This window comes from uncultured Imperialibacter sp. (assembly GCF_963974565.1).
GTDB classification, from domain to species: domain Bacteria; phylum Bacteroidota; class Bacteroidia; order Cytophagales; family Cyclobacteriaceae; genus Imperialibacter; species Imperialibacter roseus.
This window is the reverse complement of sequence record NZ_CAXBCJ010000010.1, coordinates 102,756-128,127: the sequence shown is the minus strand read 5'-3', so window position 1 is coordinate 128,127 and position 25,372 is coordinate 102,756. Positions and strand designations below refer to the sequence as shown.

The following is a 25,372-nucleotide window of genomic DNA, read 5'->3' as shown; positions in this document are numbered from 1 at the left end:
CTATCTTTCGTCTTCACACCCTTGTTGTTCAGTTTAATTCACTTTCCAATACCATTGAAAATGGACAGGATTGGAATTGAAAGTCTCTTTTGCCTTTTACTCTTCCCTAAATCAACCAACCATGCGCTTCAATACCAAATTACTGGCTTTCCTGGCTTTTAGCCTCGCTGCTTTTGCCACTCAAGCTCAAAAGAAGGGTACTGTATCTAACCCCTATATTCTTAATCCCTCCCCCACTACAGTCGCCTGGGGCCACTACTGGTCAGAGACCAAGCCGGTACTGACTATCAAGTCGGGTGACCACGTAAAGGTGCATACCGTGCTTACCTCCAATCCGGAGCGACTGGAAGGAGCCGGAGTAGCGCCGGAAAGGGTAGAGCAGGCGCTACGGGATGTGCAGTCGGTGACAGAGCGGGGTCCTGGTGGTCACGTGCTCACTGGCCCCATCTATATTGAAGAGGCTGAACCTGGCGATGTGCTGGAAGTGAAGGTTTTGTCAATCGATCTGGCCATCGACTACGGCTACAATGCCATTGGCGGTAATGGTTTTTTGTCCGACGAGATTTTTGAGCGTAAGATGATGATCATTGAGATGGACACCGTGAAAATGCTCGGTCATTTCGCTCCCGGGATTGAAGTGCCCCTGAAGCCGTTTTTTGGTAGCATGGGTGTGGCTCCACCCGTAGAAGCTGGTCGCTGGAACAGCGCACCTCCATGGGTACATGCCGGCAACCTCGACAACAAAGAGTTGGTAGAGGGCTCCTCTCTTTTTATACCTGTGCACGTGAAAGGCGCCCTCTTCGAAATTGGTGACGGACATGCAGCGCAGGGCAATGGAGAAGTGGACATTACTGCCATTGAAACTTCATTGAAAGGACTGTTACAGTTCAAAGTTCACAAGGGCAAGTCGTTGACATGGCCACGGGCAGAAACCGCCACCCACGTGATAACCATGGGCTGCGACCGTGACCTGACCATTGCCACCCGCACGGCAGTGCGTGAAATGATCAAGTACCTGATGGAAGAAAAAGGCCTCTCACAAGCCGATGCTTATATGCTCAGCAGCATTGCAGTAGATGTGAATATCACTGAATTGGTAGATGGAAACGTGGGTGTGCATGCCATGCTGCCGAAGGAGATTTTTGTGAAGGAGTGAGCGGAGGAGTTGGCTAGGTGATTGTACAAAAGCCTGTTGCACTGTCACTCCTGCGAAGGCAGGAGTCTCTAAAATTTGCAAAAAACCCTTAGGACTTACGGCGGCGGGCTCACCGCCGTCCAGCCCCCGTCAACTACCAGCGTCTGCCCCGTAATTTGCCCTGAATGTGGCGAGAGAAAAAACAATGCCGCATTAGCAATATCCTGTACCGTGGCGGCCCTACCTGTTGGAGTAATGCTGTTCCACACATCCATATAGTTTTCATCAAGTGCCAGTGTACGCTCGGTAATGGTAGCGCCAGGAGAGATGGCATTCACTGTTATTTGCTTTGGGCCTAGCTCCGCACCAAGCGTTTTAGCCATAAACTGAATAGCAGCTTTGCTCATGCCGTAGGCTGCCAGGTCGGGATGGTACTGATGACCTGTCACAGAGGACATAAGCAAAATTCGCCCTTCGGACTTTTGTTTGATAAACTGAAGTGCTGCCTGTTGTGCTAAAAAGAAGGTACCCTGCAAGTTTACGGCGCAAATCTGCTGGAAACTTTCCACCTGGTAGTCCAGAAACTTACCGAACGTGGTGATGCCGGCATTGGCAACGGCCATGTCCAGCTTGCCATAGGTGTCGACGGCTTTGCCAATCAATCCTTGTATGGTTTCCAGCGTGCTGGAATCGCCTGCAAATGGCACACATTTGCCCCCTTCTTTGGTAATAGTGTCTGCGGCCTGCTTTGCCACCTTTTCATCAATGTCATTGAGCACCACGCTGGCGCCTCTTTGGGTAAGCTGCCTGGCTATTTCGAAGCCGATCCCGATCCCGGCACCGGTGATGATGGCAACTTTGTCCTTGAATAATTGATCCATTTCAAAAGGGTGTTAATGGATTAAATTTTATAACAAACGGAATGTCATACTGAGCTTGTCGAAGTATAGTGTATTGACAACAGATTTTAAGGCTCTAAACCCGTCTTCGACAGGCTCAGTATGACATTCTTCTTTGCAACCCTCCAGGCATAAAGGTGGGTTTTCTGATCCCTCCCTTTAGGGTCGGGGTAAAGGATCAGAAAAGATCGTGTCTAATGCGAATCCCGCTTCACCTCTTTACCCGACTTTCCTCTGAGGAAGTCGAGGTCAGTGCCCAGGTGCGATTGCTCGACATGGTCAATGTACAGCTTCACATACCCACGGTCGTAACCCAGGTCAGGTGCTTTCCACTTCTTTTTCCGTTCAGCTAGCACTTCGTCAGTCACGTGCAATTGCAGCTTTCTTTTAGGTACGTCCAGCTCAATAAGATCACCATTTTCTACCAATGCCAGGTTGCCACCAGCAGCCGATTCAGGAGACACATGCAAAATCACCGTTCCGAAAGCCGTGCCACTCATGCGCCCATCGGAAATGCGGATCATGTCCGTGACTCCTTTATCAAGTAACTTTTTAGGCATGCCCATATTGCCTACTTCCGGCATACCAGGATAGCCCTTAGGGCCTACGTTCTTCAACACCAGAATACAGGTTTCATCTACCTCCAGAGCAGGATCGTCAATTTTCGCTTTGAAATCCTCGATGTCTTCAAATACTACGGCTTTGCCTTTGTGCACCATCAATGCAGGCGTGGCTGCATTGGGCTTGATAATAGCACCGTTTTCTGCAAGGTTGCCCTTTACAACGGCGATGCCTGAATCCTTTTTAAAGGGCTTAGCGACAGTGGCGATAACGTTTTCGTTGAAGTTTTCCGATCTGGCGACGTTTTCTGCCATCGTTTTCCCTGTCACGGTGAGCGCATTCTTGTTGATCAATGGCAGCAGTTCTTTGATAACAGCAGGCAAACCACCGGCGTAGAAGAACTCTTCCATCATGAACTGACCGGAAGGTTGCAGGTTGGCGAGCAATGGTATTTTGGAAGAGAATTTATCGAAGTCTTCAAGATCCAGCTTGATGCCGGCACGACCGGCAATGGCCAGCAGGTGAATCACAAAGTTGGTAGAACCGCCCACCGCAGCATTCAGCATGATGCTGTTTTCAAACGCTTCCCGGGTTAGGATTTTGGAAACTACCAGGTCTTCCTTCACCATTTCCACAATCCGGCGGCCACTCATTTGGGCCAATACTTTTCTTCTGGAGTCGGCAGCAGGGATAGCCGCATTCTCTGGCAGGGTAAGTCCAAGCGACTCCACCATGCAGGCCATCGTAGAGGCGGTGCCCATCACGGCACAATGGCCTTGGCTGCGGCACATGCAGGCCTCAGCGGTCATGAACTCGTCTTGGCTCATCTCACCACGACGGTTGGCTTCACTGAAACGCCAGATGTCGGTGGTGCCAATGTCTCTTCCCCGGTACTTTCCGTTGAGCATAGGGCCACCTGAAACGAAAATGGTGGGCAGGTCGACACTAGTAGCACCCATGAGGATAGAGGGCGTTGTTTTGTCGCAACCACCCAGCAGCACTACACCGTCGATGGGGTTAGCCCTGATGCTTTCTTCTGCATCCATGCTGGCAAGGTTGCGGTAGAGCATCGCAGTGGGTTTGATCAATGTCTCACCGAGTGACATCACAGGAAACTCCAGAGGAAAGCCACCAGCTTCCCAAACGCCTTTTTTTACAGATTCAGCCAGGTCCCGGAAGTGCCCGTTGCAAGGAGTCAGCTCCGACCACGTGTTGCATATGCCTATCACCGGCTTTCCTTCAAACTCGTCGTGCGGAGTACCCTGATTTTTCATCCAGGCTCTGTAGATGAACCCGTCTTTTCCCTTTTTGCCAAACCAGTTCTGGCTGCGTAATTTTTTCATGTAGGTAAGTAATTGTAGGTGTTTTTTTTCTTCTATATAATGACTTCCTTTTTGGGTTTTTCAATATTCTTCTCTAGTTCCGCCTGTAGTCAGGCGAGTTCTCCGTCTCCCAACTTCGGTCTCCTGTCTCCTATCTCCTGTCTTCGGTCTCCCGTCTCCCAACCTCTTTCTCCCGACTTCGGTCTCCCGACTTCGGTCTTCCGTCTCCTTCCTTCCTCCTCAATACGTCGCTCGTCCGCCGCTAATGTCAAAGACAAACCCAGTATTGAAGCTTGCCTCTTTCGATACGATCCAGCAGGAGAGGGCCGCCACCTCTTCGATGGTTCCCATGCGCTTCATAGGTATCTTATCGGTCATGTACTTCAACATTGCTGGGTCGGTGTTTTCATTAAACTCCGTAGCAATTACAGCTGGGGCAATGCCATTTACGGTGATGCCTGATTCCGCATATTCTTTTCCAGCTCCTTTCACCAGTCCAATTAGTCCTGATTTGCTTGCTGCATAGCCCATCATGCCCGGGTTGCCTTCCTTGCCACCAATTGAGGTCACATGAAGAATTCTGCCATAGCCTGCCTTTACCATGGGAGCGATAGCATGCTTGGTAAGCAGAAACGCACCTCTCAGGTTGATAGCAATCACCTTGTCGAATATATCGGTGGTGTAGTCGCCAATTTTCACATTGGTTTCCCCCACAATACCAGCACAGTTGACCATCACATCCAACCGACCATTGGCAGCTACCACTTTTTGAACGAGGGTCTGTATTTCTTTCTCAGAGGTTACATCCACTATTTCTCCGGATACCTTCAATCCATTGCCTGCAAGTTCCTTTACAGTGGCATCCAGTTCTTTTTGAAGTACATCAAGTATCACAACTGTTGCACCTTCTGAGGCCAATCTTTTGGCTACTCCTTTACCAATCCCTCTGGCTCCGCCAGCGACAATGGCTACCTGATTTTCAAATCTTTCCATGTAATATTAAACTTAAGATTTTCCCCGCTATATGCATAACCACTTTGCACAGTTAGCTTGAAAACCATAAAAAAAAACCCGAAACATTGTGCTTCGGGTTCTGAATACTTCGGGTTGCGAAGTTTTTTACTTTAAATCACTGAAATCGAAATCTTCCAGGAATTTCGTGGTGAACTTGCCTGACTTGAAGATCGGGTCGTCCATCAGCTTAATGTGGAATGGAATGGTGGTCTTAATTCCCTCAATCACAAACTCTGACAAAGCCCTTTTCATTCTGGTAATCGCTTCTTCACGGCTTTGGGCTGACACAATGAGCTTGGCAATCATGGAGTCGTAGTTAGGTGGAATGGTATAGCCCGCATACACGTGGCTGTCCACTCTCACACCGTGCCCACCTGGCAGGTGAAGGTTTGTTATTTTACCAGGACTTGGGCGGAATCCGTTTCCTGGGTCTTCAGCGTTGATTCTACACTCCATTGAGTGAAGTTTCGGGAAGTAGTTCTTGCCGGAAATAGGCACCCCGGCAGCGACTTGAATCTGCTCTTTGATGAGGTCAAAATCTGTGACCTCTTCAGTAATTGGGTGCTCCACCTGAATCCTGGTATTCATTTCCATGAAGTAGAAATCTCCATGTTTGTCTACAAGAAACTCAATGGTACCTGCTCCTTCGTAACCTATAGCCTCGGCACCAGCAATGGCCGCTGCACCCATTTTTTCTCTCAGCTCCTGAGATACAATAGGAGAGGGGGTTTCTTCTACCAGCTTTTGGTGGCGGCGCTGAATAGAGCAATCTCTCTCCGAAAGGTGGCAGGCTCTGCCTCTGCTGTCTCCAACAATTTGAATTTCTATATGGCGTGGTTCTTCAACAAACTTTTCGAGATAGAGGCCGTCGTTTCCAAAAGCAGCTGCAGATTCCATTCTCGCATCGTCCCAGGCTTTTTGAAATTCTGACTCTTGCTTCACCAGGCGCATACCCCGACCACCACCGCCAGCAGTAGCCTTCAATAGCACCGGGTAGCCTACTTCGGCTGCCAATTTTTTACCCTGCGCCACTGAATCCAACAGACCCTCAGATCCGGGGATAATGGGTACGCCAGCCTTTTTCATGGTGTCTTTGGCCGTGGCTTTGTCTCCCATTGAGTTGATCATCTCGGGAGTGGCACCGATGAATTTGATGCCATATTCCTGACAAATGCGTGAAAATTCAGCGTTTTCAGAAAGGAAACCATAGCCGGGGTGAATGGCGTCGGCATTGGTAATTTCAGCCGCTGAAATCAGATTGGGCATTTTCAGGTACGACTTGGCACTAGGAGGAGGGCCTATGCAAACGGCCTCGTCAGCAAACCTCACGTGCAGGCTGTCTTTGTCGGCTGTGGAATAAACGGCCACTGTTTTAATACCCATCTCCCTGCAGGTTCTTATGATCCTCAGGGCGATTTCTCCTCTATTGGCTATTAATATCTTTTTGAACACAATAATTTGGGTTTATCCTGACAAATAAATATGACTTCAATACTCCTCAAATGCTGGCCTTATGAAGGGTCAACTAGGAATAATGGTTGATCATATTCTACCGGACTAGCGTTGTCTACCAATACCTTCACGATGGTTCCGGAAACTTCAGATTCGATTTCATTGAAGAGCTTCATGGCTTCAATAATACAAACAGGTTGCCCTGATTTCACTTTGTCACCAACCTTTACAAATACGTCTGTTTCAGGGTTAGGAGAGCGGTAAAAAGTGCCAATCATCGGAGATTTGATTGTAAGGTATTTGCTTTCGTCATTGCCAGATTTCGGAGCCGGAGCTGCCGGAGCTGCGGCTGGTGCAGGTGCCGGAGCTGATGCTACTGGAGCTGGGGCTGCTGCAACCTGTTCTACGATGCGTGGTGCATCGCTATTGCGCTTTACTTTGATCTTGAACTCTTCTGTTTCGATATTAACTTCCTCAAGTCCGCTTTTGGAGATAAAATCGATCAGATCCTGAATTTCTTTCGCTTTCATAGGTTCGTTTTTATTGGGCCTCGACTGCTTTTCTGCCATGGCTAATAGATTTTGTTGGGTTAACCAATAACTAAATTAGTGGAATATTTTCGAAATACCTGCCGTACATGGAATAGCTACTATTTCACTCTTTCGTAGTATTCGCCGGTTCTTGTATCGATTCTTATTCGTTCGTCCTGATTGATAAACAGGGGTACTTTTATGGTCGCACCGGTTTCTATAGTGGCGGGTTTCAATGTGTTAGTGGCCGTGTCTCCTTTGAGACCCGGCTCTGTATAAACGACAGTCACTTCTACGTGTGCAGGCAATTCGCAAGACAGTGGTGTTTCGGTTTCAGCATGTACCAGAATGTCGACACCTTGCCCATCCATCAGGAATTGTGGAGCGCTGATCATCTCTTCCTGAAGAATTACCTGCTCAAAAGTAGAGCTGTCCATGAAGTTGTAGCCCAGGTCATCTTTATAAAGAAACTGATGAGGTCGGTTCTCCACTCTTGCAGTTGTAATTTTCACACCCGAATTGAAAGTGTTGTCAATCACTCTGCCGGTTTTGATGTTTTTGAGCTTGGTGCGGACAAAGGCAGGGCCCTTACCTGGTTTCACATGTTGAAACTCGGTAATGACATGAAGTTCGCCGTTATACTCAATACACAGACCATTTTTAAAGTCAGCTGTAGTTGCCATAAAATATTGTCAATATTGATGTTGAAGCTATTATTTAGAATCGTAGGACCATTTAACATAAACTGATCCCCAGGTAAACCCACCACCAAAAGCGGCTAGCACCAGATTGTCCCCTTTTTTCAATTGTTTTTCGTAATCCCACAGGCAAAGTGGAATGGTGCCGCTAGTGGTGTTGCCATATTTTTGAATATTGAGCATCACCTTCTCTTCGCCAACGCCCATTCGTTTGGCGGTAGCATCTATTATACGTTTATTGGCCTGGTGAGGTACCAGCCAGTCGACGTTGTCTGACGTAAGGCTGTTTCTTTCCATAATTTCGGCAGCCACCTCGGCCATATTGGTTACCGCAAATTTATAAACGGTAGCCCCCTCCTGGTACACGTAGTGTTCGCCTGCAAGCACTGTTTCTGCGGTAGCAGGCTTGCGACTGCCACCGGCCTTCATGTGCAAAAACGGCTCGCCCGACCCGTCGGAGTGAAGAACAGCGTCGATGATGCCTGTGCCATCAGTTGTTGGCTCAAGCATCACTGCACCACCACCATCGCCAAAAATAATGCAGGTGGTTCTGTCGGAGTAGTCGATAATAGAGGACATTTTGTCGGCTCCTATCACGATTACCTTTTTGTATTTTCCCGTTTCGATAAACTGTGATCCTGTAGTGAGGGCGAAGAGAAACCCAGAGCAAGCAGCCTGAATATCGTAGCTGAAAGCATTTTTTATTCCCACCGCATTGCAAATGATGTTGGCTGTGGCGGGGAACAACATGTCAGGAGTGGTAGTGGCGCAGATCACCAAATCTACTTCCGAAGGGTCGGTGTTGGTCTTTTTCAGCAACCCCTTCACAGCCTCAATGCCTATTACGGAGGTTCCCTGATCTTCGCCTTTCAGGATATGCCTTTCTTTGATGCCGGTTCTGGAGGTGATCCACTCGTCTGTAGTTTCTACTATGGTTTCCAGCTCTTTATTGGTCAATATATAATCTGGAACGTATCCTTGAATCCCCGTTATTCCTGCCCGGACTTTGGTCATATTAGTAGTTGTTTAATCTCCGAAGGCGACCTTTATTTTTTGGTAAAAATTGGTTTCCGCCATTCGGTATGCAAGTAAAATCATGTTTTTAATTGCCTCAGGGCTGGAGGCATCGTGGCCAACGACCACATTCCCATTAACTCCCAATATAGGACTTCCTCCAACGGCTTCGTAATTAAACCTTGTGAAAAAGTCATCGAGGAAATTACGTTTCTTCAGAAGATCGTAAAAAGCCTCAATCATTTTTGACGCCACATTGCCAGTAAAGCCATCACAGACTATCACGTCAGCCTTATTATTGAAGAGGTCGCTACCGTCAATATTTCCAATAAAATTCACTTTGGAACTACCGCTGTATAGCTGGTAGGCCGCCTGGGTAAACAGGGTCCCCCTTCCTTCCTCTTTGCCAAGGTTCAATAGTGCTACTCTGGGGTTTTCAATGCCCATCATGTTCGCCGCATAAATTGAGCCCAGCTCGCCGAATTGGAGAAGAACGTCTTGCCGAACGTCGGTATTGGCGCCGGTGTCAAGCAGTAGTGCATAGCCACCGTCTTCCTTTGGTACAAGCCCAGCCAGGCTTGGCCGAATCACCCCTTCAATAGGCTTGACTGAAAAAAGGGCACCCATTTGCATGGCTCCGCTGTTGCCGGCCCCGCAAAAAGCCCTTATTTCCTTATTTTTCAGTAAATGAAACCCCTCTGCAATGCTTGAATGCTGCTTTTGAGCCAGGGCCTTGGTAGGATGCTCATCGATGCCAATAACTTCAGGAGCGTGGTGAAGCTCAAATAGTTGATGGGAGATTTGAAGTTTTTCGCATGACGCCTGAATAACGCTTTTATCGCCCAGAAGAACCAATGAATCGGCTTCAGTAAAGGACTTCAGGGCTTGGGCTGCTCCAATGACAACATGATCAGGGGCAAGATTGCCTCCCATTGCGTCAACAGCTATTTTCATGCACGATGTGTTGGTTTGGAACCAAAAGAGGGGTTAGCTTATGCCAACACCTCTTTTTCCATGATCACTTTGCCTTTGTAGTAAAGCTTGCCTTCAAGCCAGAAGGCTCTGTGCGGCAGGTGAAATTCCCCTGTTGTAGGACATACCACGTAGCTTTTGGCTTCAGCTTTATAGTGAGTCCTTCTCTTATCACGTCTAGCGGTCGAATGTCTTCGTTTTGGATGTGCCATTTTTACTTCGTATTAACAATTAATTGTTTCTAAATTTTTTCAGCGCCTCCCAGCGTGGATCGACGTTCTCTTCTGTGTCGTCGTCTTGCTCCTGCTCGGCAGAGGTTTGATAAATCAACGATCCTTCAACCCCGTAGTCTTCGTCTTCTTCAGTCACCAATTCCGGATGAAGCTTTTTCATCGGAACGTCCACCGAAATGAACTCATATATATATTGAGCGACATTCAAATACTGTGTTTCTCTCGGAATCACTACAATATCGTCGTCCAATTCAGCAAACTCGTCTCCAAACTTAATGATCAACTCCTGCCTGATGTCCAGCTCATAGTCAAACGGGCGCAGGCTTCTGTCGCATATAAGCTCGACCGAACCTTCAACCTCGAATGACAAAGTCATCATTGTTTCAGATTTCAAAAGCTCAACATGAGCACTTCCCTTGCCTTTTTCAATCAATGACCCTTCGAATGCCTCAAACAATTGATTGTCAAAGCTGAAGTCAAATGAATGCTGGTCAAGAGAAAGCCCCTGAATCTCTATTTCAAACGGTTTTAAGGGACTTTTTGCCATCTCAAACTCACTCTGTATTCAATAAAGACCGCAAAGATATGAATAAAGCCGTAATTAATAAAACGACGTTCATGAATTAAATATAAAATATCTCGCACCCCCTTAGAACGGTTTCTGGCACCGATTTAGTTTTTACCGAGGCCTATTTAAAAGCGGTAAGGTTATCAAGTGATCAAAAATCAATCTTCCGTTTCTTCACCATCGTTCACCCTCCGCTGCTTCACAATGTCTGCGGCCATGAAGATAGCTTCCCGCATAGATGATTCAGAGGCTTCATTTTTCCCTACAAGGCTGTAGGCGGTGCCGTGGTCAGGAGAAGTACGAACAGCGGGCAAACCTGCTGTGTAGTTAACGCCGGTTTCAAAGCACAGGGTCTTAAACGGGATCAACGCCTGGTCGTGATACATGGCCAGTACGCCATCATATTTTGCATGCATCAGAGTGCCGAAAAACCCATCTGAGGGGAACGGGCCAAAAACAAGATTGCCCTTCTCTTTCCATTCTTTAAGCACTGGCGAAATCACGTCTCTTTCTTCGTTGCCGAGTAAGCCATTTTCTCCCGCATGAGGGTTGAGCCCCAGCACAGCTATCCTTGGCTTCTTGATGCCAAAGTCTTTTTTCAATGTACTGTCAAGCACCGAAAGCTTCTTAAGGATAAGCTCCTTGCCCAGTGCTGAAACCACTGCTTTCAAAGGAATATGCCCCGTAACCAGCCCAATTTTCATTTTGTCGCCAGCCATCAGCATCAGGTGATCCTTTACGCCAAAAGTTTCGGCCAGGTATTCGGTGTGCCCTGGAAATTTAAATTCTTCGCTTTGAATATTATTTTTAGAAATGGGCGCTGTCACTACAGCGTCAATCTTTCCGTCCTTCAAATCGGCCACTGCCGCCTTCAGGGAAAGAAACGCATACTTACCTCCTGTCTCATTTTCCTCCCCCATTTTGATCTCAACGGTTTCCTCCCACAGGTTGTAAACATTTACTTTTCTATGAAAGAGCTGGCCCAGATCCTTAATTTGGTGGTAGTTGAAGTCGCTCAGGTCGAGCGCCTTTCTGTAATAGGACACAACTTTGGAAGAACCATAAATGACGGGCGTCATAAACTTCAATATCCTGCTGTCTTCAAGGGCCTTTATGATGACTTCAGGACCAATCCCATTAATATCTCCAAGGGTGATGCCAACAACAGGTTTATTTTTCTTTGACTTATCCATCCGATTTATCCTACAAAATTTCAGTTATTTGGCCTGCGTTTGGGTTTTTCATTCAGGGATTGAGTAATGTGTAACCTTTCCACACAGGAGGCGCAAATTAAGGGATTTTACCTTCTTTAAAAAAATGGACAGAGTTAGACCCAAAAAGCATCTAGGGCAGCATTTTTTGAAAGATCAGAACATTGCCAGGAAAATTGCGGAGTCGTTAACTCTTCACGGCGACTACAAAACGGTACTGGAGGTGGGGCCCGGCACGGGTGTGCTCACACAGTTTCTGATTGATAAGAAGGAATTTCAGTTATATGTTTCCGAAATAGACAAAGAGTCGGTGGCCTACCTGCAAAAGCACTTTGCTTCGCTGGAAGGTAGAATTATCGGTGGCGACTTCCTGAAAATGGACTTGGAGGCTATTGCACCTGGCCCGTTAGCCGTCATTGGAAACTTCCCTTATAATATAAGTTCGCAAATATTTTTCAAGGTGCTTGATAATCGCCAAAAGGTGCCCGAAGTGGTGGGCATGATCCAGAAAGAGGTGGCGGTGCGCATAGCCGAGAAGGAAGGTAGCCGGGACTATGGTATTCTCAGCGTACTTTTGCAGGCATACTACGATATAGACCTTCTTTTTACTGTGCCTCCGGGTGTTTTTCATCCACCGCCAAAAGTAAATTCAGCCGTTATCAGGCTGAAGAGAAACAAACGAGAGCGCTTGCCATGTGACGAAGATCTTTTTCGGAAAGTGGTGAAAACCGCCTTCCAAAAGCGACGCAAAACGTTGCGGAATGCACTTAAAGAACTAACTTTGCCGACTGAATTTGAAGTAAACCCCATCCTTCAGAAGCGGGCGGAACAATTGTCAGTTGAAGATTTCTTCGAACTTACTTTATCTCTGGAAAAAGCATGGAAGCAGTCATCCAATTCGAGCTAAGCAAAGAGTACCTCGAGAGGTTCCAGGGAGCGCTTGACGAGAAAGATGAGCAGTTCATTAGAGCGTCGCTCGATGGCGTCAATCCAGCTGATATAACCCAACTCCTCTACGAGTTCGATACTGAGGAGTCGAAATACGTTATCGACCTTCTGGAGAAGCAGATCAGCGCCCAGATCATCAACGACCTGGACGAGGACACCCGAACTGAGTTCCTTGGTGCATTCACGGTAACAGAAATTTCCTCCTTCCTCGATTTCCTCGATTCGGATGATTGTGTGGATATTTTGATGGAGCTATCCCTCCAGACCAGGGAAGAGGTCGTTGCCCTCATTCGTGACGAGCAAAAGGCAAGGCATATTCAGGAACTGCTCCACTACGACGAAGATGTAGCGGGCGGTTTGATGGCCAAAGAGCTTATCAAGTGCAATCTCAACTGGACCATTCGTCAGTGTATTGAGGAAATCAGAAAGCAGGCCGAAACGGTGCAGAAAATCTATTCGGTGTACGTGGTAAACAACACAGGGAAACTGATCGGCAAGGTATCGCTTAAGAAAATCATTATAGCCGAAGACAGCGCTAAAATTGCCGATATCTACGACGACGATATCGTGTCCGTTGCCACCCACATGGATGAAGATGAGGTGGCGTCCATCATGCGGAAGTATGACCTGGAAGCTGTACCAGTTATCAATGCCAAAGGCAGGCTGGTAGGCCGAATCACCATTGACGACATTGTGGATGTGATGCAGGAGCAGGCCGAAGAGGAACGGCAGCTGATGGCTGGTATCTCCGACGACGTTGAGGAAGACGACAGCGTCTGGAAGCTTTCGAAGGCCCGGTTGCCATGGTTGATCATAGGCATGGTTGGTGGATTGATGGGGGCCAGGTTCATAGGGCTTTTTGAGGGCGATATTGCGCTGATCCCGGCAGTAGCTTTTTTTATCCCGCTGATAACAGCCACCGGAGGCAATGTCGGCATACAGTCGTCATCCATTGTCGTTCAGAGCTTGGCAAACCCCAATGTTTTTGCAGAATCTATGGCCAGGAGGTTGGTGAAAGTACTCACGGTGGCCGTGCTCAATGGGCTTATTCTCGCATTGCTGGTTTTTGGGTCTGTCATTCTTCTCTACAAAGAAGAATTTTTAGCCATCACAGTGAGTATTGCCCTTTTCAGTGTGGTGCTGCTGGCTTCATTTATGGGCACAATCACGCCAATTATATTAGATAAGTTTGGCATTAACCCTGCGCTCGCTTCTGGCCCCTTCATCACAACAGCAAACGATTTGCTTGGTTTAGGGGTTTACTTTACAGTGGCCAACTTACTTTACGGAATATTTTAAGAGATATGTTGAAGTCTGTATTGATCGTGGATGAAATGCACCCTAGCATAGTTCCGCTTCTGGAAAACGAAGGGTATAAGGTGGACTATGAACCGCAAATAACTGCTGGCGAGGTGCTGGACAGGGTCGCTGATTACTCTGGCCTTGTTGTGCGTTCAAAGCTTGTGATCAATAAGCTTTTCCTAGAAAAGTGTGTGAAATTGGAGTTCATAGCCAGGGCCGGTGCTGGCATGGATCAGATCGACGTAAAAGCTGCGGAAAGTAAGGGGATTTACTTGCTAAATGCCCCGGAAGGTAATCAGGATGCGCTGGCAGAACACAGTATAGCCATGTTGCTTACACTGTTCAATAACTTGCTGGTGGGCGACGCTCAGATAAGAAGCAAAGTGTGGGACCGTGAGGGCAACCGGGGCTATGAGTTGAAAGGGAAGACAGTTGCTATCATTGGCTTTGGTCATATGGGCGATGCATTTGCGAGGAGATTGACCAGCTTTGGGTGCAAGGTCATTGCTTATGACAAATTCAAAAGAGGTTTTAGCAATATGCGTGTGGAAGAAGCATCCATGATGGAGGTGTATGTTGAAGCCGATATTGTTAGTTTGAATGTGCCGCTCACTGCGGAAACCAGACAAATGGTTAACGCTGAATTTATTGAGAGATTTCAAAAACCGATTTGGCTATTGAACACGTCACGAGGCGAGGTGGTGGTTCTCAGGGATCTGTTGGGTGGTCTTAAGTCTGGTAAAATAAGAGGCGCAGCACTTGACGTGCTCGAGAATGAAAAGCTTCACTCTTTCACCCCAGAACAGGAAAGCATATTCGGTGAACTTGCTCAGATGAAGAATGTTTTGTTCTCACCTCACGTGGCAGGTTGGTCGTTCGAATCCTACGAGAGAATCAATCAGGTGCTGGTAGAGAAGATTCGTAAATTGAAGCTCAAAGAAACCAAAACCCCAAGCACTTCGTTGTAATGCCTGATCTCTGGTTTGCAGGTTTAGGGGATAAATCTTTATATTTGCATGCTAGATCAATATATGTTTTAAGCTCCGACGGGGTTTGGATTAAAATCTTAATATATTTGATATCACAGACTTCAGCTATTGTCAATAAAGTTTACAATAGTTGTTAGTGACGTTTTAATCGATCATCAGTAAAAAATCATCAATTGTAACGGTCTCCAATAGGATTTACCTGGCGGGCCGTTCTTTTTTATTTAATAGCACACTGTATGTCTAATTTATCTTATTACACAGAGGAAGGACTCAAAAGACTCAAGGACGAGCTAAATGAGTTGAAAACGAAAGGAAGAGCTGATATGGCCCGTCAAATAGCTGAGGCCAGAGACAAAGGTGACCTGAGCGAAAATGCTGAGTATGATGCTGCAAAGGATGCTCAGGGCTTGTTGGAGTTAAAAATTTCGAAGCTTGAAGCGATTGTTGGCAATGGCCGGGTAATTGACGAAACCAAGCTTGATACTTCAAAAGTGGCTATTCTGTCAAAGGTGAAAATCAAGAACAAGAAAAATGGGGCGGTGATGACCTACATGCTTGTGGCGGAGGAAGAAGCGGATCTGAAAGCCAGCAAGATTTCGGTTAAGTCGCCGATCGGCAAAGGTTTGCTGGGAAAGAAGCTTGGCGAAACAGCTATGGTAGAAGCGCCAGGCGGGAATATTGAATTCGAAATTGTTGATATTGCTATCTAACAATTCGCACGATGGCTTCTATTTTCACCAAAATCATCAATAGAGAAATACCAGGTCATATAGTGCTCGAAGACGAGCACTTTATCGCTTTTTTGGATATCAGTCCACTGGTAATGGGCCATACTTTGGTGGTGCCTAAAAAAGAAGTGGACTACATTTTTGACAATGACGATGTTACTTTGTCAAAGACAATGGTCTTTGCCAAGAAAGTAGCCAGGGCTATCGATAAGAGCATTCCCTGCAAGAGAGTAGGAGTGGCTGTTATTGGCCTTGAAGTACCCCACACCCATGTGCATCTGGTGCCGCTCAACAGCATGAGGGACATCAATTTTCTTGAGCCCAAATTGCACCCAACACAGGAAGAGCTGGCTGCCACGGCAGCAAAAATCAGAGCTGCATTATAGCCTGATTCGCAGCTAAACTCCCTCTACCCTACCAGGATTATCAGAGATAAAAGATTTCCAGCTTTTGTTTTTGGGCCCGGTGGCGCCACCCTGGAAATGGTGACAAACCGCTACCGCCAGTGCGTCCGTAGCATCAAGCAGCTTAGGTGCTTCTTTGAAATTGAGAAGCGTCTGAAGCATCTTAGCTACTTGCTCCTTTGAGGCGTTCCCATTCCCCGTTACCGACTGCTTTACCTTTTTGGGCGCATATTCAAAAATCGGAATTTCACGTGCCAATGCTGCAGCCATGGCCACACCCTGCGCTCTCCCCAGCTTAAGCATCGACTGGATGTTTTTACCAAAAAATGGAGCCTCCAACGCTACCTCATCGGGATGAAACTCCTCTAAGACTGAGGTGATCCTTTCAAAAATTTTCTTGAGCTTCAACTCATGGCCCGAATACTTGCTCAGGTGAATCACACCAAACTGTAACAACGTTAGTTTATTTCCCTGCACCATAATGACCCCGTAGCCCATGATGCTGGTGCCCGGGTCAACCCCCAAAATGATTTTCTCTTTTACAGTCTTGTTCAAACCTGCTGTAGCTTTTTACAATAAGCTTATTTAAAATTTGCGTGATGCTACGTAAATCCTCCCTAAATTCAAACCCGGATGTTGGCTATTGATATTTTCGGGATCGTTGCTGCTGTGGGTGTTGTCATGTACAGCCTGTTCATTGCTTATTGCCGGGCTAAGTGGAGACGTATTCCCACTGCGCCCGGGACTGCAGGAACGACTGGCAATCTGTCAGTATCAATTGTTATTGTGGCCAGAAACGAAGCAGCATCCATCGTGTCACTTTTGGGCAACATCAAAGCTCAAACTTACCCCGGCCATCTGCTGGAAGTGATTTTAGTCAACGACCAGTCTGACGACGACACGGTAGAAAGGGCGAAAAGCTTTGCTGCGGACAATGGCATGGCACTTAGAGTCATTCACCTCGAAGCCTCAGTTGGCGAAGGAAGCCGAAAAAAGCAGGCAATCAAGGCAGCAGCAGCGCTATCTGAGGCAGACGTGCTTGTGCTGACCGATGCTGATTGCAACGTGCAGCCAAATTGGGTAGCCTCGCATATTAACTACTACACACATTTTAAGGAAGCGAAGTTGGTCTTTGGTGCATTTTACTTTAAAGGACGAAACTGGGCGTCAGCGCTCTTGAACCTGGAGGCAATGTCGCTGACGGGCGTTGCAGCCATCACTAACCTGATCCATAAACCAACCATGTGTAGTGGTGCCAACCTATCTTATAAGCGTGAGCTGATACAGGAACTCAATCCTTTTGACGGCAACCAACAGATTGCTTCCGGCGACGATGAGTTTATGTTGCACGCCGTGAAGACGAAATATCCGAATGGCGCTTTTTACAATAAAGATCAAGAATCGCTTGTTTCAACCGACAGGCCGGAATCGCTGGGAGCCCTCTACCACCAACGGAGGCGCTGGGCAGGCAAGTGGAAGGCCTACACTGTTCCGTGGCCTCGCCAACTCGCCGCTGTTGTGGTGGCGGGCAACTTTGTTTTCATCTGCCTTTTTAGCTTTTTCTTAATTTCATTGAATCCAGTTTGGCTGATGCCTGTTGCTCTAAAATGGCTTGCGGAGTTTGCCTTCAGCCGAAAAATCAGCGAAAACTTCAACCTGGGTGGACTGGGGCAGTACTTTGTTCTCATGGAAATTATTTACCCGTTTTATGCCGTATTTTTTGCTATAGCTTCTAATTTTGGAGAATATCACTGGAAGGGAAGGGTGTATCCATGAGTGACCTGGAGTTTGATGTATTGGACGAGTTGTATTTCGTAACGCACTTCAAAGAATTGAAGAACGCAACCAACTTGTCAGTGGAAAGCCTTAAGTCTACCCTCACCGATTTATTCCGTAAGGGATGGTTGAAAGTTTATGAAAGTGTAGCTGCCGAAATATCGGATCAGCAAATCAACTTAGATCACAACTTTCAAAACTACTTTTATCTGGCCAGCAAGGAAGGCCTGCTCGCTCACAATGGGCGCTAATAGGAGTGAAAATGGAGTCCGTAGTTACGCAACAAGATCTCAAAGAGCTGGAGTTAAATTCTTTGCTCGAAATCACTCAGGCTATCAACAATAACCTGGCGGAAGCCTCTTTGTATAAAATCTACCATTTTACCCTTCTCGGAAACCTCAAAGTAAAGAAGCTTGCGTTGTATGTAATGGAGGATGAGTGGGACTGCAAGCTCAGCTTTGGTGTAGGCAATAAAAAGATTCCAAAACTCCCGGCATGTTACCAGAACCTGCCCGAGGAAGTTGAACTCGACTCGAATGAACCATTTTGGTCGGAGTTTCACATGGCATTTCCCGTTCAGCATAAGGAAAAGCTGCTGGCAGTGGTTTTCCTCGGTAAGCAAGACGACGCCCAGACGGAGCAGGGGGTGTCTCACAACCTTACATTCATTAAGGCATTGACCAATATCATATTGGTGGCTATTGAAAATAAGAAACTGGCACGAAGACAACTGGAACAAGAGGCTTACAGAAAGGAACTCGAGATTGCCAGACAGGTGCAGACTTTCCTTTTCCCAAAAAATCTTCCACAGCTGGAGAAACTGCAAATAGAAGCCACTTATATTCCGCACAAAAATGTTGGCGGCGACTACTACGACTATGTGGAGTTGAGCAACGGGAAGTTTTTATTGTGTATCGCCGATGTGTCGGGAAAGGGCGTACCTGCGGCATTGCTCATGTCAAACTTTCAAGCAGCGTTGAGAGTGATAGTCAGGAAGACCTACGATGTGCGGGAAATAGTGTATGAGCTGAACCGGCAGATCATGTTCAACAGCAATGGCGAAAATTTCATCACCTTTTTCATGACCATTTACGATCATGAGTCGGGGCAGATGAAATATGTAAATTGTGGGCACAACCCACCGATTCTTTTTACAGAAAGCGGCTTTCAGGCACTGGAGGAGGGCACTACGATATTAGGGATTTTTGAAGACCTGCCCTTTTTGAATGTGGGCACCGTTACCGGACTCAAGGACTTCAACTTTTTCTGCTATACCGACGGGCTTACTGAGACTTTCAATGCGGAAGGCGAGGAATATGGCTCCGAAAGACTTATGGAGGCGCTTAGCGACATGACCAACAAGTCCCTGGCGGGTATCCACGAAACAGTGATCAAATCACTCGAAGATTTCAAAGGTGCAGAAAGCTACAGGGACGATATTACCATGCTTTCTTGTAAAGTCATAAGCTAGGCTTGGTTTGCTCTACTTCAAAAAGACCCCCGGTTGGCTAAAGAAGTTGTTCCCTCAGGCGACCTGGAATTTTGACGATACCGAAAAAAAGATATTCCTGACTTTTGATGATGGCCCAATTCCCGAGCTCACTCCCTGGGTGCTCGACACGTTGAAGGAATTTGACGCCAGGGCTACTTTTTTTTATGTCGGCAATAATATCAAAAAACACCCGGAGCTGTTTAAGCGGGCCAGCGACGAAGGACACAGTATTGGCAATCACACCTTCAACCATCTGAAAGGATGGCGAACCTCTCATGAAGACTATATGGCCAATATAGCACTTTGTGAGGCAGCTATCGTTGAATGTGGAGGAGGAGGCCCCGCCGGGCTGTTCAGGCCGCCTTATGGGCAGCTGACCTTTTCGCTTGCAAAAAAGATATCGGCCAATTACCGCATTATCATGTGGGACTACTTAACTGGTGACTTCGATCAATCATTAAGCCCCGAAAAATGCCATGTAGAAACAATAATGGGAACTAAATCTGGTTCTATTGTCATTTATCACGAAAACGTGAAAGCAGAAGCCCGAATCAAGTACTCGTTGCCGAAATTTCTGGATCATTTTTCTTCACTAGGTTATCAGTTCTGTGCCATTGAGTGAGATTGTCGGTTTGATTTTGATCTTTTTCATCGGCAGTGTGCTGCTTACCGACATATTGCTGCTTTTCTTTTTAAAGGGTGATTCAAGCAAGGATATCGCCACCAGTTTGTTCGATGAAACGAATCTTCCCAGGGTATCCGTGCTGGTGGCGGCGAGAAACGAGGAGGCGACCTTGTCGAGGTGCATCAGGAGTCTTTTGAGCCAGCAGTATCCTGCTGATAAAATAGAAATACTTATCGGCAACGATGCTTCCACCGATAAGACTGAGGTGATTGCCCGCTCATTTGAAAGGGAGAGCGCTCTGCTAAAAGTCATTAACATTGATCATGACATGGGCTCCGCCAGGGGCAAAGCAAACGTGCTGGCGCAGCTGGCCAGAGAGGCGTCTGGTGAAGTTTACCTCATTACCGATGCCGATATGTCGCTTCCATCTACGTGGTGCAAGGCCATGGTAGCAGCGTTTGAAAAAGACACGGGCATGGTAACAGGCTACACGGCGATAAACGAAAACAGCCTTTTTGCCTCCTTTCAGGCCATCGATTGGGCTTACGCCATCGGTATGATGAAGGTCGTATCCGATCTGGGCACCCCCGTAACCGGGATGGGCAATAACATGGCTGTTCTAGCAAAGGCTTATCATCAAACAGGCGGCTATGAGAACATGCCTTTTTCAGTTACGGAAGACTTTCAACTCACCAGGGCTATTTTATCCAGGTGCTATGGTTTCAAGCAACTGATCAGTCCACCCGTTACTGGCATTACTTTACCTGCAGCTAGTATCAAGGGCCTTTTGCATCAGCGAAAGAGGTGGATGAGTGGAGCCCTCCAACTCCCCGTGGCCATCGTGGCTGTTTTGGGCCTTCAGGCTATCTACTATCCTCTGGCTGCTGTGTTGATCGTATTTTATCCATGGTCAATACTTTTGGTTATCGCAAAGGGTGTAGTTCAATCATGGTTTGTTTACAGAACCGTGCGCCTGTCGGCACTGCCTGTGAAAATTGGTGCGCTTGTTCTCTTCGAATTTTACTCGGCTATTATATCTTTGTCAACACTTTTGTTTTCCATTTTGCCTTCAGGAATAAAGTGGAAGGATAGACATTATTAGCCCCGACATTTGATGCAGTTTGTTGATACCCACGCCCATATATATTCAAGAAAATTTTCAGAAGAAATTCACGAGATGGTGGCCCGCTCATTTGAAGGCGGGGTGGAGAGAATCTACATGCCTAATATAGATAGTGAGTCTATCGATAGTATGCTGGCACTGGAGGATGCTTATCCGGGTCGCTGCTTTTCAATGATGGGTGTGCACCCTTGTTCCATAAAGCAGGGGTTTGAAAGTGAGTTGAAGATTGCCGAAGAGTGGCTGGGAAAACGGAAGTTTGCCGCTATTGGCGAAATAGGCACCGATCTTTATTGGGATAAAACCCTCATCGACTATCAGAAGGAAGCTTTTACCATACAGTGTCAGTGGGCAAAAGAGTATGGCTTGCCAATAGTGATTCATTGTCGTGAATCGATTGATCTGACTACTGACCTGGTGGAGTCTCTTAAAGACGAGCGACTTAATGGAGTATTTCATTGCTTTACCGGAAGTGCAGATCAGGCCAAAAGGATATTGGAATTAGGATTTTTTTTAGGAATAGGAGGAGTAAGTACTTTTAAAAACGGCGGACTTGATGCTGTTTTACCCGGGCTGGGTGCTGACGGGCTGGTTTTGGAGACAGACTCTCCTTATCTTGCACCAGTGCCGCATAGGGGCAAAAGAAACGAGCCTTCCTACATTCCAATTATTGCGCAGCGGGTTTCGGAACTTACCGGACTCTCCCTGACTGAAGTGGCTGAAACAACCACAAGGAATGCAGATCAACTTTTCAGCTATCACCAATGAATTATAAGATTGTAAACATTGCCACCGCAAGTGGCCTTAACCCAAAAAGCAGTATCCTTATTATATATACCGGAGGCACGTTCGGTATGTCATATGATGAAACAGGATCTCTTGTCCCCTTTAACTTCGGCCTGGTGATTGATAAAATACCAGAGCTGAAGGCCCTTGACCTGAAAATTACCGTCATCTCATTTCCAGAGCCCACCGATTCCTCGAATATTAATATTTCACACTGGCAGGACATCGGCTATATTATCTACGAAAACTATTCTCAGTACGATGGCTTCGTAATACTTCATGGGACTGACACAATGGCTTATACAGCGTCCGCACTTAGCTACATGCTCGACGGGCTTAATAAGCCAGTTATCTTCACTGGTGCACAAATCCCCATCGGATCGACAAGGTCAGATGCCCGGGAGAACCTGATTACAGCACTCGAGATAGCCTCTACGCTTGAAGAAGACAAGCCAATTATCTCTGAAGTTGCCATCTACTTTAATTTTTACCTGATGAGAGGTAACCGATCACAAAAATTAAGGAGCAGTCATTTTGCGGCATTCGAATCGGAAAACTACCCATATTTGGCTGAGTCGGGTGTTACCATCGAATACAACAAGTCCTCAATCATGGCTTTTCGGCCTGGCCTTAAACTCAAACTTCATAAGGGATTCGACAATAATGTCACCATCTTAAAGCTTTTTCCTGGCATCAGTGAGAGTGTGGTCAATAGTATATTGGGCACGCCCGGACTTCGGGGAGTTGTGCTGGAAACCTATGGGTCGGGTAATACAATGAACTACGACTGGTTCATAAAAAGCCTTCATTCCGCTGTTACAAGAGGGATTGTCATCTTTAATGTAAGCCAGTGCATTGGAGGTAAAGTAATTCAGGGGCGCTACGAATCAAGCAGGATTCTCGAGGAAATAGGGGTGCTCAGCGGTCAGGACATCACTACTGAAGCTGCCATCACCAAACTAATGTTTCTGCTGGCAAAAGAGAAGAATACCAAGGAAGTTAAAAAGAAGCTAATAGTGCCAATTGCGGGGGAAATGAGCTAGTTTTACGCTTATGTAAATTTAATATCAAAATTTGCATAAAGAGTTTTTTCTTGATTTATTTGTTGCTGCTAGACGCCAAAAATTGTACTTTGGAGAGGTGTCCGAGTGGTTGAAGGAGCACGCCTGGAAAGTGTGTATACCTCTAAAGGGTATCGAGGGTTCGAATCCCTCTCTCTCCGCAGAATTTATAAACGAGAATTCAAAACGAAAACAAACTATCTTTTACTAACTGTAACCAATTTACGATTTACTAAAATTTAAACTATGAAAAAGTTATTCGCTTCGCTGTTGCTAACAGGCGTTTTTGCATTCAGCCAATTCAATGCAGTTGCTCAGGATGAAGTTTCCTCAGACAGTACTGCCGTGGTTGACTCTGCTGCTGTGGAAGAGGTGGTTGCTGAGCCTGAGCCTGTCGCTCCAATGATGGAAGAAGTTGTCGATGAGCCCGAGCAATCATTTCACCAAATTGTTAAAGAGCAGTTCATCGCAGGTGGTTGGGAATTTATGGGTATCGTTCTTTTGTGTTTGATCTTCGGTTTGGCGGTTGCCATCGAGCGTATCATCACTCTGAACCTCGCTACCACCAACACCAAAAAACTTCTTGCTAACGTTGAGAATGCGCTAGCTTCAGGAGGCGTTGAGGCAGCAAAAGAAGTTTGTAAAAATACTAAAGGCCCCGTTGCATCTATCTTTACTCAGGGACTAATGAGAATGTCAGAAGGCGTTGAAATGGTTGAGAAGTCAATCATTGCTTACGGTTCTGTTGAAATGGGTAAACTGGAAAGAGGAATGGTTTGGATATCTCTATTCATCTCTCTTGCTCCTATGCTTGGTTTCATGGGTACGGTAATTGGTATGATTGGTGCATTTGATGCAATTGCTGCAGCTGGTGACGTTTCTCCTGCTCTTGTGGCCGATGGTATCAAAATCGCCCTTTTGACAACGGTAGGTGGTCTTATCGTAGCTGTTATTCTTCAGTTGTTCTATAACTACCTTATTTCAAAGATCGATTCTCTTGTGAACTCAATGGAAGATGCCTCTATTACATTGGTAGACATCCTTGTAAAGCACAATCTTTCTAAGTAGTATTAACATCTAAAGACAGCAAAAATGGATTTTATTGATATAGCATTGATCGGCTCCTACATTCTGGTAGGAATAGCGCTACTAGCAGCGATCATATTGCCTTTGATCAACGCCTTGGACGATCTGTCTTCATTGGCCATGTCGGCCGTCGGTATTCTTATCTTGCTGGTTATTTTCGGTTTGGGATATGCAATTTCCGGCGATGAGGTAACAGCAGTGTATACAAAGTATGACGTCGACGCAGGATTGTCTAAATTGGTTGGAGGTTCTTTGATTATGATGTACCTGTTGACAGGTGTAGCTTTAGTTGGAATCGTGTATACGGAAATTTCAAAAATAGTTAAGTAGTATGGCAAGCAAGAAAAACAGACCTAGTACGGAGGTAAATGCCGGTTCTATGGCTGACATTGCTTTCCTTTTGCTCATTTTCTTTCTGGTAACTACCACGATGGCAAATGACAAAGGTATTGCGATGCTTTTGCCTCCGAAGCCGGATCCGAACCAGCCACCACCAGAGGTGAAGGAGAACGACAGGAATATCTTCAAGATACAAGCCAACTCGAAAGATTTGCTGCTTGTTGAAGATGAGCCACTCACTGATATTGAAGAGCTGAAGCCAATGATCAAGGAGTTTATCCTGAATTTTGGACGACCCTCGGAAGATGCCATGATGGTTTACAACGACCTTCCGGCGCCAATGAAAAGCTTTGTCAGCGCTTATGGACGAAGAAAGGATTCTTCTGACGGCCCTGATAAGGCTATAGTATCCTTCAAAGCCGATAGAGGTACGAGCTACGAACTTTACATCACCGTATTGGACGAAGTAAATGCCGCTTACAATGAAGTGTACGGTGAGAGAATAGGTAAAACTGCACAGGAGTTTCTTCAACTGGATCAGAAAGATCCGGAACAAAAGAAGCTGTATGATCAGGCTCGTTCAGGAATGCCCAGAGCGATTTCTATTGCGGAGCCTACTAAAATTGGAGGTTAATTATGGGAAAGTTTAAAAAGAGTTCCGGTACTTCTCAGGAGATACCTACAGCTGCTCTTCCTGATATCATCTTTATGCTGCTGTTCTTCTTCATGGTAACCACCGTGATGAGGGAAACAGAGCTATTGGTGAAACAGGAGTTGCCCAGGGCGACTCAGCTTTCAAAGATTGAACGCAAGTCTTTGGTGAGCTATATATACATAGGCCCCCCTAAGAACACTGCAACTTTTGGTACAGAGCCTAAAATTCAGGTAAATGATGTATTCATCACGCCAAAGGATGTTGTCCAGTTTGTAAATACAGAAAAGGATAAGCTTAGCGAGGTGGAGAGGGATCAGATTACAATGTCAATGAAGGTGGATATTGAAGCCAAAATGGGTATTGTAGCTGATGTGCAGCAGGAATTGAGAGAAGCAAATGCCAGAAAGGTGCTTTACAGCTCCCGTCAAGGCATGGATAATCTATAATCATAG

At 46.4% G+C, this 25,372-nt stretch carries 29 protein-coding genes and 1 tRNA gene; 18 read left to right on the top strand and 12 right to left on the bottom strand.

Annotated elements, in window-relative coordinates; genetic code table 11:
• Positions 1–121 precede the first annotated feature (121 nt).
• A complete protein-coding gene (locus tag AAC052_RS15695) occupies positions 122–1,156 on the top strand; it encodes an acetamidase/formamidase family protein (RefSeq protein ID WP_339814413.1) in 1,035 nt (344 codons plus the stop codon).
• 95 nt (positions 1,157–1,251) lie between these two features.
• Here AAC052_RS15695 and AAC052_RS15690 read toward each other — a convergent pair whose 3' ends face one another.
• The 11 genes from AAC052_RS15690 to pdxA form a co-directional block, all read right to left on the bottom strand.
• Positions 1,252–2,016, bottom strand: a complete 765-nt coding sequence (locus AAC052_RS15690; RefSeq protein ID WP_339814411.1) for an SDR family oxidoreductase — start codon at positions 2,014–2,016, stop codon at positions 1,252–1,254.
• Between the two features lie 212 nt (positions 2,017–2,228).
• A complete protein-coding gene (locus tag AAC052_RS15685; protein WP_339814409.1) occupies positions 2,229–3,938 on the bottom strand; it encodes an IlvD/Edd family dehydratase in 1,710 nt (569 codons plus the stop codon).
• 219 nt (positions 3,939–4,157) lie between these two features.
• A complete protein-coding gene (locus tag AAC052_RS15680; RefSeq protein ID WP_339814408.1) occupies positions 4,158–4,910 on the bottom strand; it encodes an SDR family NAD(P)-dependent oxidoreductase in 753 nt (250 codons plus the stop codon).
• Between the two features lie 126 nt (positions 4,911–5,036).
• The gene (accC, locus tag AAC052_RS15675; protein ID WP_317487434.1) at positions 5,037–6,383 is read right to left on the bottom strand and encodes an acetyl-CoA carboxylase biotin carboxylase subunit; all 1,347 of its coding nucleotides are present in this window, start codon (positions 6,381–6,383) and stop codon (positions 5,037–5,039) included.
• A gap of 59 nt (positions 6,384–6,442) precedes the next feature.
• Positions 6,443–6,913 carry an acetyl-CoA carboxylase biotin carboxyl carrier protein gene (gene accB / locus AAC052_RS15670; RefSeq protein WP_339814406.1) on the bottom strand — a complete coding sequence of 157 codons (471 nt, stop codon included), beginning with the start codon at positions 6,911–6,913 and terminating at the stop codon, positions 6,443–6,445.
• Between the two features lie 119 nt (positions 6,914–7,032).
• Complete coding sequence (gene efp / locus AAC052_RS15665) at positions 7,033–7,596, bottom strand: elongation factor P (RefSeq protein ID WP_317487432.1); 564 nt, start codon at positions 7,594–7,596, stop codon at positions 7,033–7,035.
• Positions 7,597–7,626: 30 nt separating this feature from the next.
• Positions 7,627–8,625, bottom strand: coding sequence for a beta-ketoacyl-ACP synthase III (locus AAC052_RS15660; RefSeq protein WP_317487431.1), 999 nt, complete (start codon positions 8,623–8,625; stop codon positions 7,627–7,629).
• Positions 8,626–8,637: 12 nt separating this feature from the next.
• The gene (locus tag AAC052_RS15655; RefSeq protein WP_317487430.1) at positions 8,638–9,579 is read right to left on the bottom strand and encodes a phosphate--acyl-ACP acyltransferase; all 942 of its coding nucleotides are present in this window, start codon (positions 9,577–9,579) and stop codon (positions 8,638–8,640) included.
• A gap of 38 nt (positions 9,580–9,617) precedes the next feature.
• The gene (rpmF, locus tag AAC052_RS15650; protein WP_317487429.1) at positions 9,618–9,809 is read right to left on the bottom strand and encodes a 50S ribosomal protein L32; all 192 of its coding nucleotides are present in this window, start codon (positions 9,807–9,809) and stop codon (positions 9,618–9,620) included.
• A 19-nt stretch (positions 9,810–9,828) separates the two neighbouring features.
• Complete coding sequence (locus AAC052_RS15645) at positions 9,829–10,377, bottom strand: DUF177 domain-containing protein (RefSeq protein WP_339814403.1); 549 nt, start codon at positions 10,375–10,377, stop codon at positions 9,829–9,831.
• A 179-nt stretch (positions 10,378–10,556) separates the two neighbouring features.
• The gene (gene pdxA / locus AAC052_RS15640) at positions 10,557–11,591 is read right to left on the bottom strand and encodes a 4-hydroxythreonine-4-phosphate dehydrogenase PdxA (protein ID WP_317487427.1); all 1,035 of its coding nucleotides are present in this window, start codon (positions 11,589–11,591) and stop codon (positions 10,557–10,559) included.
• Positions 11,592–11,715: 124 nt separating this feature from the next.
• Between pdxA and rsmA the strand changes: the two genes are divergently transcribed.
• The 5 genes from rsmA to AAC052_RS15615 all read left to right on the top strand — a co-directional run bounded on the left by rsmA (position 11,716) and on the right by AAC052_RS15615 (position 15,962).
• Positions 11,716–12,516 (top strand): 16S rRNA (adenine(1518)-N(6)/adenine(1519)-N(6))-dimethyltransferase RsmA, encoded by an 801-nt coding sequence (gene rsmA, locus AAC052_RS15635; protein ID WP_317487426.1) that lies wholly within the window; start codon positions 11,716–11,718, stop codon positions 12,514–12,516.
• Complete coding sequence (mgtE, locus tag AAC052_RS15630; protein ID WP_317487425.1) at positions 12,489–13,856, top strand: magnesium transporter; 1,368 nt, start codon at positions 12,489–12,491, stop codon at positions 13,854–13,856. The genes rsmA and mgtE overlap by 28 nt, the downstream gene beginning before the upstream one ends.
• 5 nt (positions 13,857–13,861) lie before the next feature.
• Entirely contained in the window at positions 13,862–14,827 is a 966-nt protein-coding gene (locus AAC052_RS15625; RefSeq protein ID WP_317487424.1) for an NAD(P)-dependent oxidoreductase, read from the top strand.
• Positions 14,828–15,084: 257 nt separating this feature from the next.
• The gene (greA, locus tag AAC052_RS15620) at positions 15,085–15,558 is read left to right on the top strand and encodes a transcription elongation factor GreA (protein ID WP_151998344.1); all 474 of its coding nucleotides are present in this window, start codon (positions 15,085–15,087) and stop codon (positions 15,556–15,558) included.
• A gap of 11 nt (positions 15,559–15,569) precedes the next feature.
• The gene (locus tag AAC052_RS15615; protein ID WP_339814399.1) at positions 15,570–15,962 is read left to right on the top strand and encodes an HIT domain-containing protein; all 393 of its coding nucleotides are present in this window, start codon (positions 15,570–15,572) and stop codon (positions 15,960–15,962) included.
• Between the two features lie 12 nt (positions 15,963–15,974).
• On the opposite strand, the gene ruvC is transcribed toward AAC052_RS15615, so the two are convergent.
• Positions 15,975–16,535, bottom strand: coding sequence for a crossover junction endodeoxyribonuclease RuvC (ruvC, locus tag AAC052_RS15610; protein WP_339814397.1), 561 nt, complete (start codon positions 16,533–16,535; stop codon positions 15,975–15,977).
• 78 nt (positions 16,536–16,613) lie between these two features.
• Here ruvC and AAC052_RS15605 point away from each other — a divergent pair, with 78 nt between their 5' ends.
• The 12 genes from AAC052_RS15605 to AAC052_RS15550 all read left to right on the top strand — a co-directional run bounded on the left by AAC052_RS15605 (position 16,614) and on the right by AAC052_RS15550 (position 25,366).
• A complete protein-coding gene (locus tag AAC052_RS15605) occupies positions 16,614–17,756 on the top strand; it encodes a glycosyltransferase (RefSeq protein ID WP_339814395.1) in 1,143 nt (380 codons plus the stop codon).
• Complete coding sequence (locus AAC052_RS15600) at positions 17,753–18,007, top strand: transporter (RefSeq protein WP_339814393.1); 255 nt, start codon at positions 17,753–17,755, stop codon at positions 18,005–18,007. The genes AAC052_RS15605 and AAC052_RS15600 overlap by 4 nt, the downstream gene beginning before the upstream one ends.
• Before the next feature lie 11 nt (positions 18,008–18,018).
• Complete coding sequence (locus tag AAC052_RS15595) at positions 18,019–19,227, top strand: PP2C family protein-serine/threonine phosphatase (RefSeq protein WP_317487419.1); 1,209 nt, start codon at positions 18,019–18,021, stop codon at positions 19,225–19,227.
• A gap of 7 nt (positions 19,228–19,234) precedes the next feature.
• Positions 19,235–19,870: a polysaccharide deacetylase family protein gene (locus AAC052_RS15590; protein WP_317487418.1), complete on the top strand. Its 636-nt coding sequence runs from the start codon at positions 19,235–19,237 to the stop codon at positions 19,868–19,870.
• Entirely contained in the window at positions 19,863–20,975 is a 1,113-nt protein-coding gene (locus tag AAC052_RS15585; protein WP_339814390.1) for a glycosyltransferase, read from the top strand. The genes AAC052_RS15590 and AAC052_RS15585 overlap by 8 nt, the downstream gene beginning before the upstream one ends.
• 12 nt (positions 20,976–20,987) lie before the next feature.
• Positions 20,988–21,761 (top strand): TatD family hydrolase, encoded by a 774-nt coding sequence (locus tag AAC052_RS15580; protein ID WP_339814389.1) that lies wholly within the window; start codon positions 20,988–20,990, stop codon positions 21,759–21,761.
• Complete coding sequence (locus AAC052_RS15575; protein ID WP_151998353.1) at positions 21,758–22,822, top strand: asparaginase; 1,065 nt, start codon at positions 21,758–21,760, stop codon at positions 22,820–22,822. The genes AAC052_RS15580 and AAC052_RS15575 overlap by 4 nt, the downstream gene beginning before the upstream one ends.
• A 91-nt stretch (positions 22,823–22,913) precedes the next feature.
• A tRNA-Ser gene (locus AAC052_RS15570) sits at positions 22,914–23,001 on the top strand.
• Between the two features lie 85 nt (positions 23,002–23,086).
• Entirely contained in the window at positions 23,087–23,908 is an 822-nt protein-coding gene (locus AAC052_RS15565; protein WP_317487415.1) for a MotA/TolQ/ExbB proton channel family protein, read from the top strand.
• Positions 23,909–23,932: 24 nt separating this feature from the next.
• Positions 23,933–24,256, top strand: a complete 324-nt coding sequence (locus AAC052_RS15560) for a hypothetical protein (RefSeq protein ID WP_317487414.1) — start codon at positions 23,933–23,935, stop codon at positions 24,254–24,256.
• A 1-nt stretch (position 24,257) separates the two neighbouring features.
• Complete coding sequence (locus tag AAC052_RS15555) at positions 24,258–24,899, top strand: biopolymer transporter ExbD (protein WP_317487413.1); 642 nt, start codon at positions 24,258–24,260, stop codon at positions 24,897–24,899.
• 2 nt (positions 24,900–24,901) lie between these two features.
• Positions 24,902–25,366, top strand: a complete 465-nt coding sequence (locus tag AAC052_RS15550) for a biopolymer transporter ExbD (protein WP_317487412.1) — start codon at positions 24,902–24,904, stop codon at positions 25,364–25,366.
• Positions 25,367–25,372 lie beyond the last annotated feature (6 nt).